Origin of the sequence: Limosilactobacillus sp., assembly GCF_051873035.1 — a bacterium.
GTDB lineage: Bacteria > Bacillota > Bacilli > Lactobacillales > Lactobacillaceae > Limosilactobacillus.
In genome coordinates, this window is sequence record NZ_JBJEEL010000064.1 from 14262 (window position 1) to 34608 (window position 20347).

Annotated in this window: 20 protein-coding genes and 1 riboswitch; of the genes, 5 read left to right on the forward strand and 15 right to left on the reverse strand. The window is 47.0% G+C overall.

Annotated features, from left to right (window positions below; all coding sequences use genetic code 11):
* Window positions 1-41: 41 nt before the first annotated feature.
* The 6 genes from ACI31H_RS06760 to pdhA all read right to left on the reverse strand — a co-directional run bounded on the left by ACI31H_RS06760 (window position 42) and on the right by pdhA (window position 6145).
* Window positions 42-809, reverse strand: a complete 768-nt coding sequence (locus ACI31H_RS06760) for an inositol monophosphatase family protein (protein ID WP_439771221.1) — start codon at window positions 807-809, stop codon at window positions 42-44.
* A gap of 2 nt (window positions 810-811) precedes the next feature.
* On the reverse strand, window positions 812-1096 hold the full coding sequence (locus ACI31H_RS06765) for a UPF0223 family protein (RefSeq protein ID WP_439771222.1): 285 nt from the start codon (window positions 1094-1096) through the stop codon (window positions 812-814).
* A gap of 176 nt (window positions 1097-1272) precedes the next feature.
* The gene (lpdA, locus tag ACI31H_RS06770; RefSeq protein ID WP_439771223.1) at window positions 1273-2700 is read right to left on the reverse strand and encodes a dihydrolipoyl dehydrogenase; all 1428 of its coding nucleotides are present in this window, start codon (window positions 2698-2700) and stop codon (window positions 1273-1275) included.
* Between the two features lie 6 nt (window positions 2701-2706).
* On the reverse strand, window positions 2707-4020 hold the full coding sequence (locus ACI31H_RS06775; RefSeq protein ID WP_439771224.1) for a 2-oxo acid dehydrogenase subunit E2: 1314 nt from the start codon (window positions 4018-4020) through the stop codon (window positions 2707-2709).
* A 38-nt stretch (window positions 4021-4058) separates the two neighbouring features.
* The gene (locus tag ACI31H_RS06780) at window positions 4059-5036 is read right to left on the reverse strand and encodes an alpha-ketoacid dehydrogenase subunit beta (protein WP_439771225.1); all 978 of its coding nucleotides are present in this window, start codon (window positions 5034-5036) and stop codon (window positions 4059-4061) included.
* A 2-nt stretch (window positions 5037-5038) separates the two neighbouring features.
* Entirely contained in the window at window positions 5039-6145 is a 1107-nt protein-coding gene (gene pdhA, locus ACI31H_RS06785; RefSeq protein ID WP_439771226.1) for a pyruvate dehydrogenase (acetyl-transferring) E1 component subunit alpha, read from the reverse strand.
* A gap of 250 nt (window positions 6146-6395) precedes the next feature.
* Between pdhA and def the strand changes: the two genes are divergently transcribed.
* A complete protein-coding gene (gene def / locus ACI31H_RS06790) occupies window positions 6396-6956 on the forward strand; it encodes a peptide deformylase (protein ID WP_439771227.1) in 561 nt (186 codons plus the stop codon).
* Between the two features lie 62 nt (window positions 6957-7018).
* Here the strand turns inward: def and ACI31H_RS06795 are convergent, their stop codons facing one another.
* The gene (locus ACI31H_RS06795; RefSeq protein WP_439771228.1) at window positions 7019-7471 is read right to left on the reverse strand and encodes a hypothetical protein; all 453 of its coding nucleotides are present in this window, start codon (window positions 7469-7471) and stop codon (window positions 7019-7021) included.
* 144 nt (window positions 7472-7615) lie between these two features.
* On the opposite strand from ACI31H_RS06795, the gene ACI31H_RS06800 reads away from it, so the two are divergent.
* Window positions 7616-7828, forward strand: a complete 213-nt coding sequence (locus tag ACI31H_RS06800; RefSeq protein WP_439771229.1) for a DNA-directed RNA polymerase subunit epsilon — start codon at window positions 7616-7618, stop codon at window positions 7826-7828.
* A gap of 98 nt (window positions 7829-7926) precedes the next feature.
* Window positions 7927-8880 carry a diacylglycerol/lipid kinase family protein gene (locus ACI31H_RS06805; protein WP_439771230.1) on the forward strand — a complete coding sequence of 318 codons (954 nt, stop codon included), beginning with the start codon at window positions 7927-7929 and terminating at the stop codon, window positions 8878-8880.
* A 176-nt stretch (window positions 8881-9056) separates the two neighbouring features.
* Here ACI31H_RS06805 and ACI31H_RS06810 read toward each other — a convergent pair whose 3' ends face one another.
* The 8 genes from ACI31H_RS06810 to lysA all read right to left on the reverse strand — a co-directional run bounded on the left by ACI31H_RS06810 (window position 9057) and on the right by lysA (window position 17252).
* The gene (locus ACI31H_RS06810) at window positions 9057-9263 is read right to left on the reverse strand and encodes a hypothetical protein (RefSeq protein WP_439771231.1); all 207 of its coding nucleotides are present in this window, start codon (window positions 9261-9263) and stop codon (window positions 9057-9059) included.
* Between the two features lie 135 nt (window positions 9264-9398).
* Entirely contained in the window at window positions 9399-10928 is a 1530-nt protein-coding gene (locus ACI31H_RS06815; protein ID WP_439771232.1) for a LysM peptidoglycan-binding domain-containing protein, read from the reverse strand.
* Window positions 10929-11137: 209 nt separating this feature from the next.
* Entirely contained in the window at window positions 11138-12316 is a 1179-nt protein-coding gene (locus ACI31H_RS06820; RefSeq protein WP_439771233.1) for an aminotransferase class I/II-fold pyridoxal phosphate-dependent enzyme, read from the reverse strand.
* Between the two features lie 11 nt (window positions 12317-12327).
* Window positions 12328-13107: a 4-hydroxy-tetrahydrodipicolinate reductase gene (dapB, locus tag ACI31H_RS06825; protein ID WP_439771234.1), complete on the reverse strand. Its 780-nt coding sequence runs from the start codon at window positions 13105-13107 to the stop codon at window positions 12328-12330.
* Between the two features lie 3 nt (window positions 13108-13110).
* The gene (gene dapA, locus ACI31H_RS06830; RefSeq protein WP_439771235.1) at window positions 13111-14031 is read right to left on the reverse strand and encodes a 4-hydroxy-tetrahydrodipicolinate synthase; all 921 of its coding nucleotides are present in this window, start codon (window positions 14029-14031) and stop codon (window positions 13111-13113) included.
* Window positions 14028-15194 (reverse strand): N-acetyldiaminopimelate deacetylase, encoded by a 1167-nt coding sequence (locus ACI31H_RS06835; protein ID WP_439771236.1) that lies wholly within the window; start codon window positions 15192-15194, stop codon window positions 14028-14030. The genes dapA and ACI31H_RS06835 overlap by 4 nt, the downstream gene beginning before the upstream one ends.
* 2 nt (window positions 15195-15196) lie before the next feature.
* Window positions 15197-15907 (reverse strand): 2,3,4,5-tetrahydropyridine-2,6-dicarboxylate N-acetyltransferase, encoded by a 711-nt coding sequence (gene dapD / locus ACI31H_RS06840; protein ID WP_439771237.1) that lies wholly within the window; start codon window positions 15905-15907, stop codon window positions 15197-15199.
* Window positions 15908-15935: 28 nt separating this feature from the next.
* Entirely contained in the window at window positions 15936-17252 is a 1317-nt protein-coding gene (lysA, locus tag ACI31H_RS06845) for a diaminopimelate decarboxylase (RefSeq protein ID WP_439771238.1), read from the reverse strand.
* Window positions 17253-17345: 93 nt separating this feature from the next.
* Window positions 17346-17530: riboswitch (Lysine riboswitch) on the reverse strand.
* 209 nt (window positions 17531-17739) lie between these two features.
* Between lysA and ACI31H_RS06850 the strand changes: the two genes are divergently transcribed.
* Both ACI31H_RS06850 and dapF read left to right on the forward strand, forming a co-directional pair.
* Window positions 17740-19098 (forward strand): aspartate kinase, encoded by a 1359-nt coding sequence (locus tag ACI31H_RS06850; RefSeq protein ID WP_439771239.1) that lies wholly within the window; start codon window positions 17740-17742, stop codon window positions 19096-19098.
* A gap of 11 nt (window positions 19099-19109) precedes the next feature.
* The gene (dapF, locus tag ACI31H_RS06855; protein ID WP_439771240.1) at window positions 19110-20117 is read left to right on the forward strand and encodes a diaminopimelate epimerase; all 1008 of its coding nucleotides are present in this window, start codon (window positions 19110-19112) and stop codon (window positions 20115-20117) included.
* Window positions 20118-20347: the final 230 nt, after the last annotated feature.

The following is a 20347-nucleotide window of genomic DNA, read 5'->3' on the forward strand; positions in this document are numbered from 1 at the left end:
TTCATAAAAAAACTGTGACAATTTCGTCACAGCTTTAACAACTAGCCAGTAATCTTTTGTACATCCTGGCTAACTTGTCTTGTAGCTACCAATACAAGGTTAGATGATAGCACATCTGGCTTACTCCCGTCAATTGATTTGACAACTAGTCCTAATTCTTCTGCCATTACCCGACCGGCAGCCAAATCCCACGGCCTTAAGTAGGAAACGTAACCGACTAGTTCGCCGGTTAGTATTCCCGTCATTTCCATTGCGGCACTACCGTACATCCGTAGACCACTGGCGGCCTGAGCAACTGCTGGCAAGTGATGAACATTCTCCAGAATCAGGGGACTACTAATCGCCACCAAGCCCGCTCGTAGGCCTAGGTTTTCCGGGGCCGTTATTTTTTGCCCGTTAACGTAGACGCCCCGACCAGGTCCACCATGGTATAGGCGACGGTTAGTACAATCCATAATGTAACCCAGCGTAGGCTGGCCATCAACATAAAGAGCTAGCATAATTCCGAAGTGATCATGTTGTTTTACAAAGTTAAGGGTCCCATCAATCGGGTCAACAATCCAGAGGTGTCCCCGCAGGTCACTAATATCTTTAGTGCCAAAACCTTCCTCACTCAGGATGCGGCAACCAGGATCGAGCTGACGAAGGTGGTCATCAATATACTGCTCATTCTCCTTATCGACGGACGTTACCAGGTCATTATAGTTAGTCTTAGTAGCAACGTTAAAGGGTTCCTTCATCCGGCTTAACGTCCGCTCATTGACCGTTTTAATTAATTCAATAACCTTACTATTCAATTCATCAATCACGCTTAATCGCCAACCATCTTTAGTATTTTCTGCTCAGAATTCATTGCTTGCTTTACCACCGGATAGAACTGGTAGCCAGACTGGCTGGCAAATTGCCGGCCAAGTTGCTTTTCACGCATCTTGCTACCAACAACCGTTTGAAATTGGCGGTAACATTTCAACAGGTGCTGGCGTTGAACACCACCCTCATATGCGTCTTCCACTGCCCGGAAAAAATCGATTACCGTCGTCATTTCGGCAACTGTCCACTCCGGGTCTAAGGGATAGGAATAACTCTGCGCTTTCACAATTGCTAACCATCCTTTCTACAACTATTACTTATTATATCGTGGCAACCATAAATTGACGAGGAAAAAGATAACGACAATCAAAAAGTCCGTCTATCCAGTTATTTACCGAATAGACGGACTTAGTTAACGTTGTCGCGAGTCAATTAATAACAGTCACAACGTATTATTTTGATTTAGATATGGGTTGGAAGGCCAAGAGCAATGTCAGCTGCTTCTTGGATTGGTTCATTAAGGGTTGGGTGTGGGTGAATCGTCAAATCAACATCTTCAACGTTCATACCACAGTTAACGATTAGTGATAATTCACCAGCCATGTCACTAGCGCCAGGGCCGACAATCTGAGCACCAACAACGTTCTTTTCGTCCTTGGTGTAGATTAGGCGAACAAAGCCATCTGGTTGATCCAGGGAAACCGCCCGGGCATTACCAGCGAATGGGAATTGGGCAGTTGCTACTTCAATTCCCTTCTCCTTGGCTTGGTCAACGTTCATCCCGACTTCAGCCATTTCAGGATCGGTGAAGCAAACAGCTGGAACACCAACCCAGTCATTAGCGGTGTTCTTACCAGCAATAGCACCAGCAGCGGTCTTAGCTTCGAAGAAGGCCTTGTGAGCCAGGGCTGGACCTGGAACAATATCACCAATTGCCCAGATACCGTCAACGTTGGTCCGACCTTGTTGGTCAACAATTACTTGGTGGTGGTCATTCAGCTTGACACTAGTCATGTCTAAGCCAAAGTTGTCGGTGTTTGGCTTCCGACCAACAGAAACCATGCAGTAGTCAGCCTTAATAGAGCTTTCCTTACCGTCAACTTCGTAGGTAACAGTAACACTGTTATCGTCTTGCTCGGAGTTCTTAGCCATGGCACCAGTAATGATATCGATACCCTTCTTCTTCATATTCTTTTCAACAACCTTAACCATGTCTTTGTCAAAGCCGTTTAAGATAGAAGGAAGGCCTTCAATGATCGTTACATGGGAACCAAGGTTAGCATAGGCACCGGCTAATTCAGAACCGATGTAACCCCCACCAATAACAACTAATTCCTTTGGAATTTCGGGAAGGTTAAGACCACCAGTAGAGTCAATTACGCGACCCTCAAACTTAAAGTTTGGAATTTCAACTGGACGAGAACCAGTTGCCAAAATCAAGTTCTTCCAAGTAATGGTCCGTCCGGCATCATTATCCATGAATTGCTTTGGACCTGGCTTGATAACCCGAAGTTGGTGGTCGTTATCCATGATAGCTTCGCCATCAATAATTTCAACCTTGTGCTTCTTCAGCAACATCTTAACCCCACGGGTCATCCGGTCAACAACCTTCTTTTGCTTCCATTCCTGGGTCTTCTTAAAGTCAATCGTTGCGTCAGTCTTGGAAACACCATAGGTTGAAGAATCCTTAGCTTCTTGGAGACGGTGACCAGCTGCAATTAGCGCCTTGGATGGTACACAACCAACATTCAAGCAGACACCACCAAGACCTGGATCACCCTTTTCAATCAGGGTAACCTTTTGGCCTAATTCAGAAGCCCGAATAGCGGCAACATAGCCACCGGGACCTCCACCAACAATAACTGTATCCTTTTGTTCAACATCTGCCATAGTACATTAAGCCTCCAAAGCGAGCAATTCTGGGTCGTGTAATAACTTCTTCAGGTAATTCATTGCGTTTTGGCCTAAGCCACCATCGATCAAACGGTGGTCAACGGTTAATGATAACTTCATCATGTGACCAACTACAATTTCACCTTTTTCATTAACAATTGGTTCAGTAGCAATGGTACCAACACCTAAGATAGCAACTTCTGGTTGGTTGATAATTGGTGTGAACCACTTGCCACGCATAGAACCAATGTTAGAAATAGTCATTGAAGTTCCGGCCATGGAATCTGGTGAAAGCTTATTGTCTTCGGCAGCTTGAGCATTATCAGCAATTTCCTTGGCAATTTCAATCATACTCTTGGAGTCAGCCTTCTTGATATTTGGTACATACAGACCGTGGTCAGTGTTCGTAGCAATACCAATGTTGTAGTAGTGCTTTTGAACTAATTCCATTGTGCTGTCATCAATGGAGCAGTTGAATTCTGGGAACTTCTTCATTGTAGCAACCAGGGCCTTTACAACGTATGGCAAGAATGTCAAGTGAACCCCTTGATCAGCAGCAACTGGCTTGTACTTCTTCCGGTTAGCCATCATCGCAGAGACTTCAACATCATCCAGTAATGTAATCATTGGACTAATGTCAACGGACTTACGCATGTTCTTAGCAATGATCTTCCGCATATTGGAAAGTGGTTCCCGAGTCTCAGCATCTTCGCCAGCACCCTTGTAAGGCTTAATGGTATTACCAGCAGCCTTAGGAGCAGCAGCGGCAGCAGCACCCTTAGCTGGAGCAGCAGCGGCAGCACCGTTGAAGTTATCAATGTCTTCCTTCAGGACTTGGCCGTGCTTACCACTTGGTTGAACAAGTGAAATGTCAACACCCTTGTCACGAGCATATTGACGAACTGATGGCATTGCCATAACCAGCTTGTTTGGTTCTGCTAATGGAGCGACACCACCCTTAGCTGGAGCAGCAGATTCCTTTGCTTCTTCCTTCGGAGCTTCGTCTTCTGCTGGTGCTTCTTCATCAGCGGAATCGTCGTCACCATCTTCGGCTTCAACGTTGGTACTTACACCGTCCTTACCATCATCGATTAGGAGCAGGTCATCGCCCTTTTCAACGTGGTCGTCTTCCTTAACGTTCAAAGTCTTAACGGTCCCGTCAACTGGTGATACCAATTGAGTGGTTGACTTATCAGTTTGAATTTCAATTAATGGGTCGTCGGCCTTAATTTGGTCGCCTTCCTTTACCAACCAAGAAGCTACATCCCCTTCGGTCAGTCCTTCACCCATTTCTGGTAATCTGAATTTGTATGCCATATCGTATTAACTTCCTTTCTTAACCGTTAAAATAACGATTAATAATTAACTACTTCACGCGCAGCGTCTTCGATTTCCTTGGCACCTGGGAGCCAAACGTTTTCTGCTTGTGGGAATGGGTAAACAGAGTTTGGTGCAGCAACCCGAGAAACTGGTGCATCCAGGTACATAATGGCACCTTCAGAAATAGCAGAAGCAACTTGTGCACCGACCCCGGCTTGTTTTTGTGATTCTTGAACAATTACAACCCGGTGCGTCTTCTTAATAGATTCAAAAATTGTATCAGTGTCAAGTGGGTACAGTGAACGCAGGTCAATAACTTCGGCAGAAATGTTGTCCTTAGCAAGCTTCTTGGCAGCCTTTTGAGCTTCGGAAACTTCACCACCATAAGCGATGATCGTTACGTCGTTACCTTCTTCGACAACGTTGGCTTTGTCCAACGGAACAGTGTACTTGTCATCAGGAACTTCACCCTTGACAGAACGGTACAGCCGTAAGTTTTCCAGGAAGACAACAGGGTCGTTATTTTCAATTGCGGAAATGATCAGACCCTTAGCGTCATATGCTGAACTTGGGGTAACAACCCGTAGTCCTGGAACACCAACGAAGAAGTTTTCAAAGTCATCCCCGTGGAGTTCAGCGGTGTGGGTACCACCACCGTATGGAGTCCGGATGGTGATTGGTGCATTCTTCGTACCATTGTATTGGAAACGAATCCGTGACATTTGAGAAACAATTGAGTCAAGTGCTTCAAAAATGAAGCCAGAGAATTGAATTTCTGGAACTGGACGCCAGCCAGTAACAGCCAGCCCAATTGACATACCAAGGATACCAGATTCAGCTAATGGAGTACTGAATACCCGGTCTTCCCCATACTTTTCTTGTAAGCCATTAGTAGCACGGAAGACACCACCGTTTTTACCAACATCTTCACCAAAGACCAGGGTCTTCGGATCCTCAGCTAAAGCAATGTCAATACCTTCAGTAATAGCTTTGATATATGTTTTCTTAGCCATGATTACTTCGACTCCTTTGCTTCGTACTTCTTAATTTGTTCTTTAATATCTGGGGTTGGTACTTCAAAGGTCCGCTTCAGCATGTCGGTAACCTTCTCTGGTTCTACAGAGTCGGCTTCCTTCATTTGCTTCTTAAAGTCATCCTTGCATTCTGCAGCGTACTTTTGTTCTTCGTCTTCGGACCAGAGTCCCTTTTCAGTTAAGTACTTACGAAGCCGAATCAGTGGATCTTTATCGAACCAAGGCTTTTCTTCTTCCTTTGTCCGGTAACGACTAGGATCGTCACCAGCAGAACTGTGGGCACCAAACCGGTAAGTCAAAGTTTCAATTAGAACTGGACCATTACCAGCAGCAGCAAATTCACGAGCTTCCTTAGCAACTTCGTAGCATGCCAGGACATCCATCCCGTCAACTTGAACAGCTGGAATACCAGCGGCAACACCCTTTTGGGCAATAGTTTGAGCGTGCGTCTGCTTCTTCCGTGGGTAGGAAATTGCCCAGCCGTTGTTTTGAATGATAAATACGGCAGGAGCTTGGAAGGCACCAGCAAAGTTCATACCTTCGTAGGTATCACCTTGTGAACTACCACCTTCACCGGTGTAAGCATAAGCAACGGTATCCTTTTCACCGTTCTTCTTAATACCTAAAGCAGCACCGGCCATTTCAACCATTTGAGCACCAATGATAATTTGTGGACGAAGGGCACGAGCATCAAACAGGTTACCCTTAATGTGTCCCTTTGACCATAAGTACATTTGTGCAACGGTTGCACCGTGTTGAATCAGTTGTGGTAAGTCACGGTATGCAGGGAACATGAAGTCTTGCTTCTTAAATGCGGAAGCAGTCCCCATTTCGGATGCTTCTTCACCCCAGGTTGGAGCATAGAATCCCAAACGACCTTGTTGTGAGAACGACATTGTTTGTTCGTGTAGTGCACGTTCCCATACCATCTTTTTCATCAGGTCGACTAATTGGTCATCAGTAAAATTAGCCATTAATTCCTTGTTAACGACCTTCCCATCGTTATCAAGAATTTGAACGGGCTTTGCAAATGCAGCGCCTTCTTCGGCTTTAATCTTAGCAAAGTCTACAGCTTTAGCTTCGGCCATTATAAACATCCCTTTCCAAATCCAATTAACATCATATATAAGTGATTGCCTACTTACACTTTCTAGTATACAGACTTTTAGTCATAATACAAGCGCTTTCATAGACTTTTTACCACGATTTTGACTAACAAGCGGTCGATGGAAGCGATCTCTACCCCGTTTGTCATCATAACAACTAATTCCTTCAGTATGGTTCTCCGGGCTGATGTGGTAGACTAAAGGATGACAAAGAATATTGGAGGCGGAAAAGTTGTTTTTAATGAAGGATATTGTCCGGGACGGTGACCCGGTATTACGTAAACGGGCTGCTAAAGTTAACTTCCCATTATCTGATGAGGACCAAACACTGGCTAAAAAGATGATGGAATACCTGGAAGTTAGCCAGGACCCCGAACTCTGTAAAAAATATGGCCTACGGGCTGGCGTCGGATTAGCAGCACCACAGGTTGGTGTTTCAAAGCAAATGGCCGCTGTTCTTGTCCCGGCAGCCGAAGAAGACGGCAAGCCGGAATTTAAGGACGTTATTATCAACCCCGTGATCGTTAGTGAATCGGTACAATACGGTGCATTAACGGAAGGTGAAGGTTGCCTATCCGTTGACAAGGATGTTCCCGGCTACGTTCCACGGCATGATCGTATTACCTTACGTTATCAGGACACCGATGGTGAGACCCATAAAATTCGTCTGAAGAATTACCCTGCGATCGTTTGTCAACATGAAATTGACCACTTACATGGCGTTTTATTCTATGACCACATTAACAAGAAACAACCATTTGAGGCCCCGGCTGATACCATTATGATCAGCTAAAGCCAAAACGGGAGCAAAGTACTGGTGATTACCAGTCACTTTACTCCCGTTTATTTTATTCTTTAATGGTCAATTCGTTTTAAATCAGCAACGTATTCTTGAGTCGACTCGTTTAGTAGGTAGGCAACGTCAATGTGATGAACCTGCTCATATTGCCACCAGTCGGTTACCACAAAGGTAGTTAGGTTACCTTCAATCGCCAAATGATGGGCCTGGGCATATTCATTCAACGCCCGATCAAGCCGGTCTTTAGTTAGGTTACCAAGCTCGTCCTGGGGGAAGTGGTACTCAAAAGCTAAAACACCCTTGCCCCAAACATCAGCTACTAACTGTGAATCGACTTGCTTATCCCAACCTAATAATCGTTGCAAACTATCATTAACGGCTGCATCAGTCACCTGTTGCGCCCGTCGCCGCAGCATAATTGTCGCCCGGTTGATTAAGATCCGGTGCACGATAACATATAGAATTGCTACCAAAACGATTGCAATTAGGCATACCCAAAGTATTTTCATTCGCCACACCCCCAGTAGTGCTTGATTACTTAAATTAATAATACCATGTTGTCAAAACTTAAGACAGTACTGCAGAGATGTGCTAAAATAGTTTAAGTAAATCACTGAAAATAATAACTTTATTATCAAGGAGTTTTTAGCAGAATGACTTTTAAAGTATATTTCCAACCAGATAATACCAAACGACCAGTTCGTGAAAATACACAATCAATTTATATTGAGGCCGATTCCGAAGCCGAAGCACTTTTAATGGTTGAACATAATACCGATTACAACATTGAATATGTCGAGCAGCTGGATGAAAAGGCCCTTGAATACGAAAAGCAAAATCCAAACTTTAAGATTACCACGTTTTAGTTCGGATGATGAGGCTGGAAAATCATTTCTCCAGCCTCATTTTTATTTTGTTGATCGGCTACTAGCCACCTCAGAGATGCCAATAAAGGAAGATCACTATGCACTATTCAGTCATTCTCAACCCCACTGCTGGCAATGGTCGTGCAGCGAGCATCGGGAAAAAGATTCAAGAACATTTAACACAAGCCAACGCTGACTTTGATCTCCAGTCCACAAAGGATGAAAGCAGTGCGCGCTACTTTGCCCACCGCCTCTCTCAAAGTCATGATGCTAGCGATACTACCGTAATTGTTATCGGTGGTGACGGGACGCTTCATGACGTTTTGAACGGTTTAAAAGAAGATGCCAATCGCCAACAAGAGCCATTACCACTAGCCTACATCCCGGCCAGCGGTTTAAGTCGTTTTGCTCGGGCATATGGTATTTCAGCTAACCCGGATGACGCGCTCCAACAGATCTTGGCAGCCAACACCACCACTAACATTGCAATTGGTCGCTGTCATGACGCCATTAAGGACGAAGATAATTACTTTCTCAACAGTGTGGGGATCGGTTTTGATGCCGCAATGATTAGTCAGGCTGGTCGCCAACGTCGGCGCAGGCACTTTCGCTGGGGACATTTTTCCTTCCTACTACATTCACTAGCTGTTCTTTATGATCAGCAACCATTTCAACTAATGCTTACCCAGCACCAGCATCGTACCCCATATCCGAAGGCCTACTTAGTAGTTGTTAACAACCATCCCTTTACCGATAGTGGTATTCAGTTGACCAGTTCAACCGGACTACATAAGCCATCACTCGACCTTACAATTGCGGAACGCCGTGGGTGGCCACTCACCTTTTGGCAATTACGGCAATTTTACCGGGGGAAACTCCCCACTTCACGCTTTGCCAGTCATTTTACTGGCAGCCGGTTCCATTGCACTACGACTTCCCTGGAATTTAGCCAAATCGATGGTGAAGAACGTGGGAATCGCTTTATCGATTTAGAGTTTAGAATCGACCACTACCCCTTCCGCCAAACGCCACTTACTTCAAGCACGCATTAAGACCTTGCAATAGCGAAGTCGACCTTCACAGCACAAAAGGCCTCAAGCATTCGGACAAGCCGAATACTTGAGGCCTTTTTATGAATCACGCTGTTGGACAGAATTAGGTTTTCGCCCTTTGATACATAACATAGCGATCAATAAGACCGCTATCGTCGCTCCATCACTATCTTTAACTAATCTTCAGAAGCTTCCATTGCTTCCAGAATAATTCGTAACTGACTGCATTCTTCACGCAGCGACTGCATTTCATCGCCACAAGTGGGCTGAATGGTTACCGTTTCCCCACCGCTAAACTGATCTTCATTTTCACTTTTACAGAGGGTGGCTAACCGTGATTCAGCCGCCGCTAATTCTTCTTCGATTTCGTGCTTATTACTCACTTTAAACACTCCCAATTACAGTAATATTTAAAGCAATTCTTAATTGCATATAGCAAAAATAGCACGTAATGACGAAAAAGTTAAGCCTTTTTCCGTTACATCTCAGTTACTTTATGATGAAAAAGCTCTCATAAACTACTTAACGGTACCAGCAAAACTAGGGGTAAAGTAGGGACTCAATGTATAAATCGAGACATTTGTTCCTGGTTTGGCGGCCGCAGCATACTGGTTATTCCCCGTATAGATTGCTACGTGGTAGGTACTACCGTGGTTCCCCCAAAATAGGATGTCCCCGGGTTGGGCTTGACTAACGGCATGTTGGTTAACATAACTTTCCAGTGCTACCGAATTATGAGGTAATTGTTTATTTTCCGCATGTGCATATACGTAGTCAACAAAGCCAGAACAGTCCATTCCCTTAAGTGAATTGCCACCCCAGACGTATGGAACACTGTTAGAAGTTGCAATTTTAGTTGCTAGACTAACCACCGATCCGGTTTGTAAATCACTAGCTCCAGTACTACTGCTGGACTGAGCCGGCTGGGTACTAGTAGCTGGTTGCTGGTTCGATGTTGCTGGTGAGCTTGAAGCCGGTTGGTCACTAACCGACTGACCAGATTGTTGGCTAGTAGCAGACCCGGCTGATTGTTGGTTTACAACTGACTGTCCCGTCCCCGCGGTCGATTGAGCAGGCTGCTGGCTAGCCAATGGCTGTTCCTGACCGGCGGTCGGTTGCGCAGGCTGCTGACTAACTGGAGCCGCGCTTGCTGGCGTTGTGGCCGACTGTACTGATTGCTGGGACTGTACCGGTTGCTGGCTAGTTGCTACTGAATTATTAACCGGCTGAGTAGACGGTTGCGTGCTAAAAGTTACCGGTCCTTGGCTACTAGTCTGATTGCCTTCACCACTGAGCGAACTAGTCGGTTGTTGGCCACTCACTTGGTCGTTTTGTCCCACCATTTGAGTATTTGCCAGCGTCGACTGGTCGGTATTACCGGCCACTACCGTTGACGGCGTAGTACCACTAACCTGCTGGCCAGTAACGGCAGTCGGTTGCGGAGCGGATAATGATTGTCCGCTCGCCATCGTTGCCGCATTTTCTTCGGCGGTTACTGCTGATCCACTAACCGTTGACGCATTCGGCTGACTACCCTGGTTAGTTACTGGCCCCACGCCAGCAGTTGCTACGTCACCATTGGTTTCTCCCGCAGCTGTTGCGTTGGGATCAGTAACTTGTAACTGCTGACCTGCTACTAATTGATTACTAGTAAGCTGGTTCCACTGTCGTAATTGGCCCGCCGTTATTCCAAACCGTTGAGCAACCGCAGTTAGCTGATCTCCTGGCTGAACGGCGTAGGTCCCATTAGACGAACCAGTTTGCGTCGGGGCCGGAGTCGACTGGCCATCCGGCAAGGTAAGCTGCTGACCAACCTGGATAAGGTCAACCGTACTACTAATCTTTTTAATCTTAGTCGGATTGGCCGCTTCAATTGCCTGAGTAGTCAGACCATGTTGTTGAGCAATCCCCCAGACCGTATCACCTGGTTTAACGGTGACCTCACTCGCCGATGCCGCTTGAGCCGTTAACGTAAGCAAGCCAACAGCACCAAGTGCACCGACAAACATGTGCCGGTGTTGATGAACCCGTTTTAGTTTTTTAACCATTCCTAAGAACACCTTCTTGAGCAATACCAAATAAGTTAAAACAATAAGTGCTGGTGACTAAGCCTCCAATTAATTGGCAGCTTGTCTCCATAACTTTTATATTACCATTATTTTTATACTAGCTGTAGCGAACAATTGGTCGTTGCCTGCATAAAAAATAGCCATTAAAAGACGTGGTAGCGCCTTCTTTGGCTATTTTAATACAATTATTAATTTTTAGTAAAGTCTGTCAGCCGTTTAATTGCTAAATCGATACTTTCATCGGCTGCAGCATATGATAGACGAATATGCCCTTCACCACCAGGGCCAAACGCACTCCCCGGAATTACTCCCACCTTTGCTTGGTGGGCAAGGTCCCGGGCAAATTGAAGGTCATCGTCTCCATACTCGGCCGGAATCTTAGCGAAGAGGTAAAAGGCCCCGTCAGGAATTGCCATTTCAAAGCCAAGTCCGCGCAAGGCCTTGGCAAGACGGTCCCGCCGTTCTTGGTAGTGCCGGCGGAAGCGCTCAGGATCGGCCTGACCATTTTGAAGAGCCTCTAGTGCCGCTGCTTGAGCAGTATCATCAGCACACGTAACCATAAACGAGTGCATCTTAGAAACTTGACTAATCACCTCCCGCGGTGCCGCCAAGTAGCCTAGACGGTAACCCGTCATTGCGTGCGACTTAGAAAAGCCGTTGATCAATACGGTCTGGTCAGGTAAGAAGCTGGCTAATGAAGCAAAGGGTTGATCATAAACCAATTCACTGTAGATTTCATCGACAATCGCGATCAGGTGGTGAGCCTTAATCACTTCTGCTAGGGCTGCTAGCTGATCACGCGAGTATGTCCGCCCGGTCGGGTTGTTAGGATAATTTAACACAATTGCCTTAACCTGGGGCCCCGCCGCGGCTAATTCTTTTTCTAACCGTTCTGCCGTTAACAAGAAGCCATCCGCAGCCGTATTAACTGCTACCGGTTCAGCGCCGGTTAACGAAACACTCGGGAAGTAGAGTGAAAAAATCGGGCTCGGTACGATTACCTTATCGCCAGGATTGAGGAGCGCAAAGGTCGTCGCCGTAATTGCTTCCGTCGCCCCAACCGTAACAATTATTTCACTAGCCGGATCATAATTGACCCCCCGCGTGCGTTTCAAGTAGGTACTGATCGCTTGCCGTAATTCAATTGTTCCCCGACTAGCAGAGTAGTGTGAATTATTATCCTTAATACTCGTCAGTGCCGCCTGCTTAACGTGTTCCGGAACATTAAAATCCGGTTCACCCAGGGTTAATTTGACAATTCCTGGAATCGCTGAAATCTCGTCATCAAAGGCCCGAATTTGTGCTGGCGGTAACTCATTAACCCGGGCATTAACAATCTTGTGCATTTCTGTTGGTAAAGATGGCATGGTGTCACTCCTTATAAGATATTTTCCAAACCAATTACGAGTTCATTTAGGCTTAAGACCTTATCTAAGGCAACCTTAACCCCACTCATAAATGACTGGCGATCAAAGGAATCTTGACGAATGGTCAGTGCTTCACCAGCACCTCCAAAGAGGACCTGCTCATGGGCAATGTAACCGGGCAGGCGAACGGAATGGATCTTAATGCCGTGGTAGTCACCACCGCGGACTTGGTCAAGGGTCGAAACTTCATCAGGATTAGTTTCATGGGTGGGACGAACCTGGTCAATTAACTTAGCAGTACTGAGCGCCGTCCCGGATGGCGCATCCTTTTTATCAGCGTGGTGCATTTCAATAATTTCAACATCTGGGAAGTACTGGGCCGCTTCCTTGGCAAACTTCATTAGTAGGACTGCCGACATACCAAAATTAGGGGCAATCAGACCGCCTAAATGGTGTTGTTTACTTGCGGCCACTAATTCGGCCTCTTGCTCATCGGTTAATCCGGTGGTCCCGACAACCGGTGCCATCCCATGTTCAATTGCATATTTAACGTTTGGATAAACCGCTGCCGGAACGGTAAAGTCTAGCCAGATATCCGCCACACCAGCATCGATTTGCTCAAGTTGGTGATAAATTTGCACATCGGGGTCAAGGCCGAACTGTTCACGTTGGTCGGCAGTCAGGTGCGGTGCTAGAACCGCCGTCAATTTAGTTTCCGGCATACTGTTCACCAGGGCCACGGCCTTTTGACCCATTGCGCCGGCCGCACCAGCAATTAATACTTTCTTCATTCTTTATTCCCCCAAATTAAGTGGTAGTTCTTTATTGAGTAGCTTGTCAGCCGGTAGGTTAAGGGCCGCCGCAAGTGCCCGTTGCTCTTCTTCATTCAACGGTAAAATTGGTAGCCGGCAACTCCCCGTACTAAAGCCCTGAGCATTCAATACCGCCTTAACCGGAGAAGGTGATGGATACATAAATAGGGCCGCCATCTTAGGAGTCAGCCAGCGTTGGAGACGGCCGGCCGCCTGGTAGTCTCCTCGGTAAAGGGCGTCGTACATCGCCCGCATTTGGGGAGCATAACTGTGGGAAGCCACGGAAATGACCCCATTTGCTCCCAGCACCCGGGCAGTCAACGCCTGGGCATCCTCACCAGTAAAGACCGCAAAATCGTCATCCTTCTGATCTACAATTTGTTCTAGTTCTTCCAGGGAAGCACATTGCTTAACAGCAGCAATGTTAGGGTGGTGAGAAAGCTTCGTTACCGTGGTCGCGGCCATCTTAACGCCGGTCCGTCCCGGAATATTGTAGATTACTACTGGCAGGTTTACCTGGTCAGCAACGGCCGTAAAGTGGGCCACCATCCCCCGCTGGTTGGGCTTGTTGTACGGTGGTACCACTACTAGGGCGTAGTCAATCCCCGGAATCTGGGCGACCTCGTTAGTGAAGGCAATCGTCTCAGCGGTATTATTACTACCCGTCCCAGCGATCACCGGCACCCGACCGTCGACGATCTTACCAAACTCTTGGTATAATTGAAGCTTTTCATCATGGGTTAGCGTTGGGGTTTCACCCGTCGTTCCCCCGATGACAAAGCCGTTACTTCCCTGTTCAATTAGGTAATTAGTCAGCTTTTTAAGACTGGCAAAATCAATTTGTCCCTGGTCGTCAAAAGGCGTCACAATCGCTGTTAATAAATCTGCATCTGCTAATTTCATTTTTCTTCCTCCAATGCCTTATCCATCCGTGCTTGTAAGAAACCGGTAATTGCATCGACCCCCCGCTTAATAGCGGATTCATCTGGTGTCACCGTGGCTGAATGGAGCTGGGCATCATCGTCAACCCCCAGCCAAAACATCGTTCCGGGAAACTTGGCCAGTAGAAAGCCAAAGTCTTCCCCGGTCATGGCCGGTGCAGTCTCAATAAAGTTAACGTTAGGTGCCTGCTTCATATAATTAATGAAGAATTTCGTCAGGACCGGATTGTTCTCAACTGGCCAATAGCCCCCTTGATTGAGTGCTAACTTAACGTCCATATTGAAGCTCCGGCCGACACCTTCACAAACATCCTTTAGGCGTTCATCAATTTTTTCAATCATTCTCTGGGTTAGCCCCCGAATAGTTCCTTCAATCCGGGTATGGCCAGCAATCACATTGCGGATCTCGCCCCCCTGAATCTTACCCAGGGTAATCACCCCACTATGAATAGGGTCAATACTGCGAGAAATGATCGTCTGAACCTGCATAATTAGGGAGGCAGCGGCCACTACCGTATCGTTAGCATCCTGCGGGTAGGCGGCATGCCCGCCCTTGCCAACGAGGTCAATATTAACCTCAGTCGTTCCGGCAAAGAGGGTCCCCATCCGGCAGCCAATTGCACCGGCTGGTAAGTCAGGGTTGTCATGAAGGCCATAGAACTCATCTGGTCGCCACTTACCGCTAAATAGGCCGGCCTCATAAGCGCGTTTCCCACCATAGTCACTTTCTTCGGCTGGTTGGAAGAAAAAGAGGAGGTTATCTTTTGGCTGGTGTTCTGCAAAGTAGTTCAAGACCCCCAGCGCCACGGTCATATGAATATCATGGCCACAGGCATGCATAACCCCAGGATGTTGGGACTGGTAAGGTAAGCCCGTCTTTTCCGTTACCGGCAGGGCATCGATATCCGTTCGATAACCAATCGTCCGCTGGGGTGCACTTCCCTTTACCAGTACAAATAAAGAAGTTGGTAACTCCGTTGGGGTTCGAACTTCCAGGTATTCCTGGTTAAAGCTTTTTACCACCGCCACTAAATATTCATGAGTTTGTGTTTCATGAAGGGCCAACTCCGGAATCTGGTGAAGATGTCGGCGAATCTCAATTAATTTTTCTTCAGATAATAACATCTTTATAACTTCCTCAAATCGTCTTCCAGGGCCGTCTTATCACTAGTCTGTTGGTCAACGTTCTTGATGAACTTAGCCGGAACCCCAGCGACCATCGTGTGGGGGGCAACATCATGAGTAACGATCGCCCCGGCTGCCACGACGGCGCCTTCACCAACGTGGACCCCTTCAATCACTACAGCATTGGCACCAATTAAAACATTATCGTCAATCCGGACGGGTTCAGCACTAGCCGGTTCAACCACCCCGGCTAAGACGGTCCCGGCGCCGATGTGACAATGCTTACCGACAATGGCCCGGCCACCTAGCACGGCGCCCATGTCAATCATTGAATCCGCACCAATTTCAGCACCAATGTTAATTGTTGCCCCCATCATTACAACGGCATTATCACCAATCAGGACCTTATCACGAATGATTGCCCCCGGCTCAATCCGGGCATTAACCCCCTTCAGGTCCAGCAACGGTACTGCTGAATTACGGGCATCATTTTCCACGTGGTAGTCAGTAATCTTATCCTTATTTTCATCAAGGAACGGCTTAACATCTGCCCAGTCACCGTAAAGGGTGGCCGTCTTTTCTTCTGCAAAGCTTTGCAGGGCCGCCGGGAAGTTTAATTCCGTTACCTTTCCCTTTAGGATAACCTTTACCGGGGTCTTCTTGGGAGCATTACTAATGTAGTTAATAATTGTTTGTGCATCTAATTCTGCCATTTTAAAATCCTCTTTCTTCCTATTTAAACTAATTATTTGCCGTATATGGTTGATCCAGGTGAACTAGGTCCTCATAGCTTTCCCGTTTAATAACCAGTTGTGAATGACCATTTTCAGCAAAGACAACTGCTGGCCGGGGGTTCCGGTTATAGTTTGACGCCATGGCATAACCGTAGGCTCCCGTATCCAAGGTGGCAAGGATATCACCCGGCTTAGTAGCTGGTAAGGCCTGATCCTGACTCAAAATATCACCCGACTCACAATACTTACCAGCAATCCGGACGTGTTCTTTTAATGGTGCCTGCGGATCATTTGCCAGGACCGTTTCATACTTAGCTTGGTATAAGGCAGGACGAATATTATCACCCATTCCACCATCAACCGTTACGTACGGTTTCAAACCTGGTAGGTCCTTGCGTGAACCAACCGTATAAAGGTTATAACCGGCAGGACCCGCAATTGACCGCCCGGGTTCAATCCAGATTGCCGGCTTTCCCAGGTCGGTTCCCACTACGGCCTTCTTAATGGCCTTAATAATCGCGTCAACAAATTCTTCGGGCCGGAGCGGTTGATCACTCTTAACATAGCGAATACCGAAGCCACCACCGACATTGATGACCGCCGCCCGATAGCCAAATTGCTTTTGCCAGTGGTCAGCGACGGCTACTAGTTTATTAGCAACTCCTTCAAAACCGGCCAGCTCAAAAATTTGGGAACCGATGTGGGCGTGCAAGCCAATCATCTTCATCCGGGGGTTAGCAAGTACTCTTTCCAGGGCCTGGTCAGCCTGCCCGGACTCCAGGTCAAAGCCAAACTTACTATCTACCTGACCCGTTTGAATATACTTATTAGTGTGTGCCGAAATTCCAGGCGTAATCCGTAACATTACCTGGACAGTCGTGTCTAATTCTTCAAGGACTTGACCAAGCAAATCAATTTCATGGAAGTTATCAATCACGATTACACCGATGTGGTTTTTAACAGCCATTACCAGTTCATCATAGGACTTATTATTCCCATGAAAACTAGCGTGTTCTAACGGAAAACCAGCCTTCAACGCCGTATACATTTCCCCACCAGAAACCACGTCAATGTGGGCGCCTTCTTGATTAACCACCTGGTACATCGCAACCGCCGCAAAGGCTTTGCTAGCGTAACTAACCACGTACTTAACCTGGTTTTCTTCAAAGACCCGTTTGAAGGCCCGGATCTGCTGTCGAATCTGACTGACATCGTAAACCACCAGCGGTGTTCCGTACTGGCTAGCTAACTCAACCGCATCACAACCGCCGATCGTTAGATGACCGGCAGCGTTAATTTGGTCTGCTGAAATCTGTTCATTCATTACCAATTCCTCCAATTTGCCTTCGGGGAAGTCGACTAATAAAAAATCCACTATTTGCGCAAAAACAAATAGTGGAAGTCCAATATCCATTTCATTTGTCGATAGCGCAACGCAGGCTCTAATCCGTCCTGCGACAGTCCGTAACTTCTTCAGCTACGCCCCAGCCAACCCGGCCGCTGCCCGACCAGGCGCTTCGGCAACCGCCCTGTTCAACCTCTCTCACTGTCCGGCAGGGGCTCCTTAGGTTTACTAGTGTTGGTTGCACCTCTTCGATTTGTACTAAGCTTATAAAAAAATTATGAGAAAGTCAATAGGAAAATTAGTCTACTATGGTATTCTTTAATATTAGGAAACTAGGTAAAACGTTTATCCTAGGCTTTTTAAAAATTATCAGGCTTGCATGTTCCGTCAAACATGTTAGAATTCGATTAAAATTGTTTACGGAAAATTAGCAATTTTCGCTAATTTCCAAAGGAGTGCTTAAGAAATGAAAGTCGTTAAATTTGGTGGGTCGTCACTGGCCGACGGTGAACACTTTGCCCAAGCAATTAAGATTATTACCGCCGATCCGCAACGGCGGGTAGTCGTTACTTCGGCGCCCGGCAAACGAAAAGCCGGTGATATTAAAGTAACCGACCTCTTGATCACCTATGCTAAACAGGTTTTAGCCCACGAATCAACCACCGCTACCACTAAGCAGATTATCGGTCGTTATCAGGCGATCGCCGATTACTTTAATGTCCCGGCCACCAAGTTAACCCCGTTAATCGACCGCCTAACGGACCTGCCAAGCTGGGATTATCCTAACAATAATTACTTGCTAGCGGCTTTTAAGGCCCATGGTGAATGGCTGAATGCCAACTTAATGGCGATTGTTCTGCAGCAGTTGGGTTACGAGGCCCGGTTTGTTACCCCAGAAGAGGCTGGGATCCGCGTCACTGGGACCCCTAATAACGCGACCGTTGCCCCGGAAACCTACGCCCTCTTAGACCGGTTTAGCTTTAACGATAGTGAACTATTGATTTTCCCTGGCTTTTACGGTATTACCATGGCCGGCCATATTGCAACCTTTTCTCGGGGTGGGTCTGACATTACCGGGGCAATTCTTGCCCGGGGACTTCATGCCCAGCTTTACGAAAACTTCACGGATGTCGATGCGATCTACGTTGCTAATCCCGCGGTTGTTAAGGATCCGCAACCAATCGCCAAGATGACCTACCGGGAGATGCGAGAATTATCCTATGCTGGTTTCTCCGTCTTTCACGATGAGGCCCTCATTCCGGCAATTCAGGGTAACGTACCGATTAACGTGAAAAATACCCAACATCCAGAAAAGCCAGGCACGCTAATTGTTCCTGATAAGGGTTTTCAACCGGCTGATATCGTTACCGGTGTGGTCAGTGGAAAGCACTTTGCAGCGATCTACCTCCACAAGTACCTGCTTAATAAGGAGGCTGGGTTTACCCTCCGGATCTTAACTATCCTTGCCCGCCACAATGTATCATACGAACACATGCCATCAGGGATCGATGATATTACCATTATTCTGGATAAGAACCAGATTGACGACGAACTAGTTGATGTTATTTGCAACGAAATCCAGGAAGAAATTAACCCGGACCAACTAGAATGGATCGATAACTATGCGATTACCATGGTGGTTGGCGAAGGGATGCGCAACCGGACTGGCGTAATCAACGATATCCTCGAACCATTGACTAAAAATAACATTCCGGTCCCCATCATCAACCAGGGGGCCTCACGGATTTCAATCATGATCGGTACCTATAACCAAGATGCCGACCGGGCTGTTCAGGCAATTTACCACCGTTTTTTTGCTAATTAGGAGGAATTAAAATGACAGAATTACTAAAGGTTCACGGCTCCCAAAATAGTTTTTTTATCCTGGACCAGACGACACTCGATCATGAGCTTAGTGACGACGAACTACGGCAACTAGCCCGGCAAATTACTAACCAGCAACGGGGACTCCTTGGCGGTGCCGATGGATTGCTGGTGGTCAACCGGCCGACCCGTGAAGGGGCCCAGGCCCAAATGCGGGTGATCAACGCGGATGGGAGTGAGGCTTCAATGTGCGGTAATGGGTTACGGACAGTCGCCCGTTACGTGGCCGAACGTGACCAGGTCACCAATTTCAAAGTCGACACTATGAATAGCAGTCTTCAGGTTCGGCAAGCGGCCACTCTGGCCAAGAACGTTCCGGCCTTCGCGGTAGAAATCTCACCAGTTCGTTTTAATAAGGCCGCATTACCCTTTGATAAGCTTGGCCATGAACGCCTGTTAGGGATCATGGTTCCTGAATTGGCACCGGGTCTCACCTTTTCTGCCATTGCGGTCCCTAATCCACACTTAATCAGTTTTGTGAGCCAAAGTGTCATTGAAGGACCACTCTTAGGACAGCTCGGCAGCTACCTTAACGGTAAGAACCCTTACTTTAGTGATGGCGTTAATGTTAGCTTCGCCCAAATCCTTGGCCCAAACGAGTTGTTTGTGCGGACATTTGAACGGGGAGTCGGCTTTACCAATGCTTGTGGAACCGGGATGTCGGCTACTACCCTCGCCTTCACACTTCTTCATCCGCAACAGGCCGCCTTTAACCAACCAATTACCGTCTACAATCCTGGTGGTATGGTCAAAACCATTGTCCACTTTGCCGCGGGTCGTTACTGGATAGAACTAATCGGTAACGCTACCTTTACCCACCGAATTACCGTTGCTGAGGAATACCTGCATAACGGTCAGGTAACTGCAGCTAATAGCCAGGTGGTCGCTACTGGTGAACAGGATGCTTACGAACAATTTGTCCACCAGCTCCCGCATTTCAACCTCAGTGTTGATGACTAGGCCCCTGGCAAACACGGCTTCACATTACAATACAAGATTAAACAGTCCAAAAGAGGCGCTAAGCATTTGGAAAGTCCAAATTGCTTAGCGCCTCTTTGTGTTCACGGGGAAGTCAGCATCCCCTTTAATATTATCGGGTCTACACTTTCTGGTATTGATGAAAATCAATGCCAGTTTTTTTTGTACGCAAAAAGGACATCTGCTATGCCCTGTTGTACAATCAATTCACC